The sequence below is a fragment of the Hoylesella marshii DSM 16973 = JCM 13450 genome, from assembly GCF_000146675.1.
In the GTDB taxonomy this organism is placed as follows: Bacteria; Bacteroidota; Bacteroidia; order Bacteroidales; family Bacteroidaceae; genus Prevotella; species Prevotella marshii.
The window spans coordinates 316,727-323,383 of the sequence record NZ_GL397214.1; the positions used below are offsets into that span (position 1 = coordinate 316,727).

Genomic DNA, 6,657 nt, shown 5'->3' on the forward strand with positions numbered 1-6,657 from the left:
ACCGTGATGAACCGCCACCTGAAGAACGGCGACCGCGTGGTGCTCGACGGCTTTGGGTTGTTTAAGGTAGGATTGCGAACGAAGCCTGCTGCCACGGAGAAAGACTTTTCGCCTGCAAAGAACATCGTGGGCAGTCGCCTGAACTTTCAACTTAAAACACACTGTACGGCTCTGCACCCATAAAAAATAGTTTATCCAAGGTGTGGAGGTGAAGATGATTGCAGAGAAGGAGGATGCGAAGAAGAAAAAAAAGCCGTAGAAAGATAAGAATAAAAAAATGAAAGGGTGGAAAGATGCCGATGCCACACGGGGCAGGTATGCTTTTCACCCTTTCTGTTTGCTGTTTTTATAGAATGCTACTGGACGTAGGGGGAATGTCTTTCAGGGCTGTAGTAAATGCACCGTTAGTGGCAGCTCTACGCCCTGTACAGACGTTTCGTTGACGGCATTGAGTTTCAACTTCATTTTAAGGAAGTTGCCTTGCTTTTGTGCTTCAACCACTTCGAACCTCGGGCTTTCGAAATACAGGTCGAGCACAGAGCCGTCTCCCGATGTGGGCTTCCAAACGGTAACAATGGAGCTTCCGCTTCCCGTACTTACTTTCTGCGGCAACAAGTCGATGAGCTTTCCGTCTCGTCGTATGCCCATCTGCACCTTTTCTATCCACGCCTGCACGGGAACTGTACTCATCTGTGAAAGTTTGTCGCCGTCGGGGGCGTTTCTGAACACTTTTCCCAGATGTTTGCCCACTTCGGTACTGCCTGCCAGCTGCAAATCTTTGTTTAAGTCGGCAAGAGACTTGAAGCCGTCTATAATCACCCCGAACTCTTCCAGTTCGGTTTCTCTACCATCATTTGCCGTGAGTTTGATGGTGATGAGCATCGAGTTGTCGTTTCTCACCTTATGAACGATGCGGGGTACGAAACGTGTGCGGTCGTATTTCAACAGCCCTGCATAGAAGACATCAGCATTTTCGTATACGCCGCGCATATAGAGTGAACGGACGGCATCACGATTGAGAGATACCTGCTTTTGGTAATATATGTCTTTATCGAACAGCAACGAAGGTGCTCCGTTAGCACCACTGCCCGTGTTACCTTTGATGCCGTTGTAGGTAAGAATGAACGAGAGTGTTCCCTCGTGGCGGTTCGACGGTGTGTATTTAATGTCGTTGACGACGGTCTTGGCAATATCTTCGGGGGTAAAGGTGTAATGATATTTCCCGTCGGGCGTGGAAGATGTGAAGTTGATGAAGCGAGAGAGATATTCGGTAGTGAATTTGTCGGTATTGCCGAGTCGATAGAGCGTGTCGAAGTCGAAATCTTTCTGATAGTCCATATCGCTTTTCCACGTTGCTACCACCCGTTTAGCCATAGCACCATCGGCAGGCTTGGGGGCAAAGCCTTCGAAAGTTACCGTTTGTTTGAAGGGTTTTCCAGAGATACTGCCTTTGACAGTTACGGTGAGCGTTCCCGTCTGTTCGTTGCGGTTTGTTTCATCGACGGCCGTTACAGTGAGTGTTTTACCGTCGATGGTCTTTTCGCCGCTCGTAGCTTTAAGTTTTTGTAATGCCTGATAGACAGTGAGACTTTTGTTTAGTCCGAAGTATTTGAAGAGTTGCTCTTTTTTCACCTCTTGCGTCTCAGTCTGCCCGGAGGGCTGTTTCCCACCGGTAGCGGGTTCCTCGCTACTGCATGCCGCCAGTGTTGCACACAGGGTAATCATCAATAATGCTTTTTTCATTTTCTCATTTTTTGTTTGTTAATTACTGAATACATTTTTCTCTTCGCCTTTTGCAAAAAAACGACAGACAACTTTTGTAAAGAACGTACTTTTGTCTTGTCGCGTGCAAAATTAACGATTTCTGTTGACATTTTTTGCATTGATGACGGATATATTGCGCCGATATGTATGGTGTGCCTCCCTCCACAAGGGATTTTTATCTTTTATTTGACTGTTTAGAATAATTTAATTACCTTTGTCGACGTGAGTTGTAAAGACGAGCGAATATCAAGTTAAGGATTAGCAAGAGTGGAACAGTCGACAATATATAATAATAGTGTAAGCACAATGCAAGGAAATACGAGTTTCTTTGCATCTTTTAGTGCTTTATATTTGGCTGATTCAAATAATTTGGTAACACATTCGCACTGCCGGTCAGATAGTACTAAACATTTTTGCCTACGCGCGCGGAGCGCATCGTACCTCATAAACAAAGGGCTCATAAGAGTTCCCTTTGTTCGCTTTTTATGCTCTTTTGCCAAGTTACGCAAGAGAGAATGGCGATAAATATTCACACTAAAAACAATAGGAAAATGAACGAAAAAAAAGTTAGTAAGCATCTCTATGTTTCACCACGATGTGAAATCATAGAAGTAGAAAAATCAAACTTTATTTGCGCTTCTGTTCTGCCGAATGCAGGTTCGTCTACCGCACCATCGGAAACAGACTTTGACGACAAAGGAACGCATGATGTAGGAACAATCTATTTCGGTAGTAAAAGCTCGGTTGCACCCGCTAAACCCGGCAGTTTGTGGGATGATAAAGAAGAAGACTAAGATAATGAGTAATTAATGATTATAAAGAACGACAATGAAATATATATTTTTACATACAAGTTTAGTTGCAGCCCTTTTATTGCTAATGGCATGCAGCAAAGATAACAATGAAAAGCCAGACAACAATGGCGAGATAAACGCTTCGCAGGCTGTGGAGTTCAAGGTAGACTTCGTCGATTTTAATGCAGAGCAGGAACTGAATGTAACGCGTAGTAATAACCAAGAAACCAAACTCGAACAAAAGATAGTGGACTTGGGCAACGGTGTATTGGCACAAGTAACTTTGCAGCGCGATACCGCTAAAGCTGCAAATCAAGCTGCAACCCGCGCACTGCCAAACGACACCTATACCATGCTTGCCTATGACCACGATACTCATTTATTGAAGGGAGAAGTAACGGGAAAAGTAACAAGTAATTATTTTTTACTCCTACTTCTAAAAAACTAATGCTTACAGCAGGCAACTACGACTTTGTGTTGTTTAACAGTAAGGTTAGTCGAAATGGAGATAATCTTACCGTAACTCGTGCAAATGCTGCTACTGCTTTAATCGGACGTACGACACAAGAAATTAAAGAAGGACAAGGAAAGAATTACGTTTCCTTTAACATGAAGCATGTCGGAGCAAAAGTAAATATAAGACTTACAGGAGACATGCCTTGTACAGACGTCAAAGCAACACTTACGTCTATTAATTCCACTGATGTGCCGGGAAGCTCTGTGTATAATGCCGCAACAGATACATGGAATACGGGAAGTGGTGAAGCGGCGTCTGCCGCCACTACTTATGCTACAAGTGTAGAAGAATATATTAATTATACCTATATCACAACCAGCAATGAAGCGATTCCTTTTGTTGCATCCACGGATGTTTCCAAACTAAAACTCACTTTTACAAGTGGAAATATTTACAAACAGAATATGGCAAGTGCAGAACTTACTTTCAGCCCTAAAACAACGTTGAAGTTAGAAAAGAATGGTGCATATATATTGAATATCAATTTGATGTATAACTTTCTTTACTTAATGAGTAACGGGGATGTCGGTTCTTTTTTTGAGACCACTTACGGTGGAGGAACTAAAACTCCGGTAGGAATAGTGGTTAGTCAAAGTAAACATTTCGCAATAGCTTTGAATAATGCAAACGGGGGCAACCGCTATATATGGGATCCACATACTTTTTATAATAAAAGTAATAATAGAGCATATGAAATACCAAATGAAATCCATAATCCTAAAGAAGCATTTAATGATATGGATGGCTATAAATATACGTGGGAAGGAGCAGGTAGTGCAAATGGCGGTACAATTAAAGCAAATGAACAAACACGCTATCCTGCTTTTTACTATGCCGCACATTACAATCCGGGAGTGAGTTTAACTAGTACGCTGATTGGCAAAAGATGGTATCTTCCTGCCGTAGGAGAATGGGTAGCTGTATTTACATCTCTTATGTTTGGAGATCCCTCACAACTGACAGTCTATTATAATGAATACCCGTGTTATACAAGAGCATTAAATAATGCTTTTAAAAAGGTTGGGGGTGAACTACCGGATGGCTCTTGGTTAAGTACAGAATTTAATGTTACATATAATGGTGTCGGATATAGTAATGCTGCCGTAATATCTTTTAGAACAGATCGTACAAGCTTTGGTAGTACTACTAAATATGATGATCGCTATATTCGTCCATTCATTAAATATTGAGAAAAGATGAATGAGCTTTAATGCAAAACTGTATGAAAATGATTCTTGCGGGAAGCGGAAAAATCCGCAAGACAAAACAAAGTCGAAGTTTTATGTCAATGCCGTAAACGCGGGTCGCAAGACGTTGCGAGATGTGGCAAGAGACATTGCCGGGCGTTCGTCGCTCATGCGGGGCGATATTGAGAATGTGCTCTCCAATTTCGTAGACCACCTGCCGGCATATCTGGTGGACGGGTTCAGCATTCAGCTGGGCGAGTTCGGAATGATGCGCCTCTCCCTCTCGTCGAAAGGCTCGGACATCGAAAAAGCTTTTAACACCGAAGGTATTAAACCCCGCATCGTCTTTATGCCGGGCGTGGAGCTGAAACACCAACTCAAAGAAACCTCCTACGAGGTAACGAAAGCCCCAAAAAGCCGTAAGATGGGTATTGTGCTTGTTGTTTCGGGCGAGGGCAGAATCCTTCGGAACCATTTTCGGGGTATTGCTGCCGAGCAACGGAAGGCGGGCGGGATATGCAAGTAGCCTGTTATCGGTTTTCGAAACAATCGGAATACCTGTATAAGCGTTAGAACTTTTTAAATGTCGGGAAAATGCCCCTAAAAGAGAAAAACAAGCTTCACAACCTGAAAAGATGGTCTTTTGCGTGTAAGGAGACGGTCTCCTTATCGTAAAAAGACCGTCTCTTTACGACAAAAAACGGTCTTTTTATAATGCTCTGCCAATACCTTGAAAACCAAAGGCTTGCCAAACCGGTTTTTAAACCTGTCTTTTATATTAAAAGGGGGTGAAAACAGATTTTTAAGGAGGGGCTTCGATAACGGTAATTAACAGAAAAACGACACTTAAAAGTTATAGTATATCAATGTTTAACCCACTCTGCCTTACTCTTATACTGACTATATTGGTTTGCCTTTACAAGATTTAGAATGGAAGATCGTCATCTGGTACAGCTGGTATATTTTCTAATTTAACAAACGACTTTTGCCAATTAGTGGAATTGAAATACTTAAGTTTTTTTTCGTCGTCAAAGATGTTTTCCGATATTGTCAAAATATCTTTTCCTCCATTTTTAGCTTTTCTTTCCCATTTAAAATCATTTGGCCATGGAAATGAGTTGCTTGTATCTGGGATAAAATGTCTCGCCTTTAATAAATTTCCTAAATCTTCTAATCCATTTATATAAAAATTATATGTGATTCCAAGCATTTCTTGTAAGATAGATATTAATGGATGATTAACCATTAATATTTTATTGATATCCTGCTTTTGTCCTTTATTTTGTTCCGTCAGGAATGTAACAAGCTGATTTAAGTTGCGTGAAGTCTTTTCCAGGCTATCAATCAGACTGATTTCTTTAATCTTAGTTTGTCCCTCCAAAAAGCGCTGAAATAAGCCTGCAAATTGTTCTTTTAAATAGCGCGTTATATCTGATGCTGTTTCAAATTCTTTTATATTGTTATTGGCGGTTAGATTTTTTATTTCCTCAATGAATTTATAAATATTCTTATTATCTACAAACTTATAATTTATATCTTCATTATCTTTATTCAATTGATAGGTTTCGAATTCTGATAGAACATTTTTATCTATAAAAATATATACTTGTTTATTTTCTTTTAAAGCACTTTTTAATTCAACTTGGGATATAGAATAAGAATCTCTTCCCGATTCTGTTCTATATCTTCCGCCTATTATTGATATGAGGATATCTATGGATTTGATTTCTTTGTAACAATATTCTTCAAGAGGTGCATCTTTGCCATAAGGTATATTCCCTTCTTCGTTTCTTATTGCTTCGTATCCAAGATTCTCTATAAACATATCTATGTCAGAACGTATTTGTCTCAAATCATAGAATGTTGAGCTAATAAAAATTCGAGGTTTTGCCATAAAATATTATTTTTCAACAAAGATAATAAATATTTTAGAGACTTTATTGTTTTACTTTTATATAAGAACAAGATACGATAGGTGTTTCTAATATTTTCCGAATTTCAATTGGTATTATAGGAGACTTCCGACTTCGGAGGTAAAGCCCGCCCCCGGGCAAGGGTAAGGCTTTTCAGGGATGCTCGAATCGTTTCGAGCGGCTGAAAAGATACCTTGCTGTGTCTTCGAGGACACAAACATCCGCCTTCGGGCGGATGAGAGAGTTACCTTCAAGAGCCGTCAGGGAGAACACCGACCGACAGACCTCGTCGCCCGGGTGCAAAATTAGAGTGAAATGGAAGACGGAAAAAGGCTATTTGCCTGTGCCAACCTATGCCAAAGGCTGCCAGTTGCTAAGAATATGATGCAGGTATGCAAGCAAATACTTTATTTTGCATGTGCATTCATCCGAACGACCTCTCATCAGCAGGTATTTGTAAATGAATATAGGCAGTTCTATAT

7 protein-coding genes are annotated in these 6,657 nt (G+C 40.7%); 5 read left to right on the forward strand and 2 right to left on the reverse strand.

The features are described 5' to 3' along the window. The coding region (locus HMPREF0658_RS01325) for an HU family DNA-binding protein (RefSeq protein WP_006947994.1) at positions 1 to 183 on the forward strand (183 nt) is incomplete at its 5' end. A gap of 198 nt (positions 184 to 381) precedes the next feature. On the opposite strand, the gene HMPREF0658_RS01330 is transcribed toward HMPREF0658_RS01325, so the two are convergent. After that, positions 382 to 1,743, reverse strand: a complete 1,362-nt coding sequence (locus HMPREF0658_RS01330; protein ID WP_006947995.1) for a lipoprotein 17-related variable surface protein — start codon at positions 1,741 to 1,743, stop codon at positions 382 to 384. Positions 1,744 to 2,315: 572 nt separating this feature from the next. Here HMPREF0658_RS01330 and HMPREF0658_RS01335 point away from each other — a divergent pair. The 4 genes from HMPREF0658_RS01335 to HMPREF0658_RS01345 are packed head-to-tail and all read left to right on the forward strand — an operon-like array spanning position 2,316 to position 4,788. Continuing rightward, positions 2,316 to 2,558 (forward strand): hypothetical protein, encoded by a 243-nt coding sequence (locus tag HMPREF0658_RS01335; protein ID WP_024991101.1) that lies wholly within the window; start codon positions 2,316 to 2,318, stop codon positions 2,556 to 2,558. Between the two features lie 34 nt (positions 2,559 to 2,592). Next, positions 2,593 to 3,006 carry a hypothetical protein gene (locus HMPREF0658_RS10620; protein WP_006947998.1) on the forward strand — a complete coding sequence of 138 codons (414 nt, stop codon included), beginning with the start codon at positions 2,593 to 2,595 and terminating at the stop codon, positions 3,004 to 3,006. Next, positions 3,006 to 4,265 carry a hypothetical protein gene (locus tag HMPREF0658_RS01340; RefSeq protein WP_006947999.1) on the forward strand — a complete coding sequence of 420 codons (1,260 nt, stop codon included), beginning with the start codon at positions 3,006 to 3,008 and terminating at the stop codon, positions 4,263 to 4,265. The genes HMPREF0658_RS10620 and HMPREF0658_RS01340 overlap by 1 nt, the downstream gene beginning before the upstream one ends. A 10-nt stretch (positions 4,266 to 4,275) precedes the next feature. Then, positions 4,276 to 4,788, forward strand: a complete 513-nt coding sequence (locus HMPREF0658_RS01345; protein ID WP_006948000.1) for an HU family DNA-binding protein — start codon at positions 4,276 to 4,278, stop codon at positions 4,786 to 4,788. A 399-nt stretch (positions 4,789 to 5,187) separates the two neighbouring features. Here the strand turns inward: HMPREF0658_RS01345 and HMPREF0658_RS01350 are convergent, their stop codons facing one another. After that, positions 5,188 to 6,156, reverse strand: a complete 969-nt coding sequence (locus tag HMPREF0658_RS01350; RefSeq protein WP_006948001.1) for a DUF4062 domain-containing protein — start codon at positions 6,154 to 6,156, stop codon at positions 5,188 to 5,190. Positions 6,157 to 6,657 lie beyond the last annotated feature (501 nt).

Bases quoted from the DNA above. Each gene is read 5' to 3' on its own strand.
- HMPREF0658_RS01330 (WP_006947995.1), bottom strand. From the start codon at position 1,743: ATGAAAAAAGCATTATTGATGATTACCCTGTGTGCAACACTGGCGGCA.
- HMPREF0658_RS01335 (WP_024991101.1), top strand. From the start codon at position 2,316: ATGAACGAAAAAAAAGTTAGTAAGCATCTCTATGTTTCACCACGATGT.
- HMPREF0658_RS10620 (WP_006947998.1), top strand. From the start codon at position 2,593: ATGAAATATATATTTTTACATACAAGTTTAGTTGCAGCCCTTTTATTG.
- HMPREF0658_RS01340 (WP_006947999.1), top strand. From the start codon at position 3,006: ATGCTTACAGCAGGCAACTACGACTTTGTGTTGTTTAACAGTAAGGTT.
- HMPREF0658_RS01345 (WP_006948000.1), top strand. From the start codon at position 4,276: ATGAGCTTTAATGCAAAACTGTATGAAAATGATTCTTGCGGGAAGCGG.
- HMPREF0658_RS01350 (WP_006948001.1), bottom strand. From the start codon at position 6,156: ATGGCAAAACCTCGAATTTTTATTAGCTCAACATTCTATGATTTGAGA.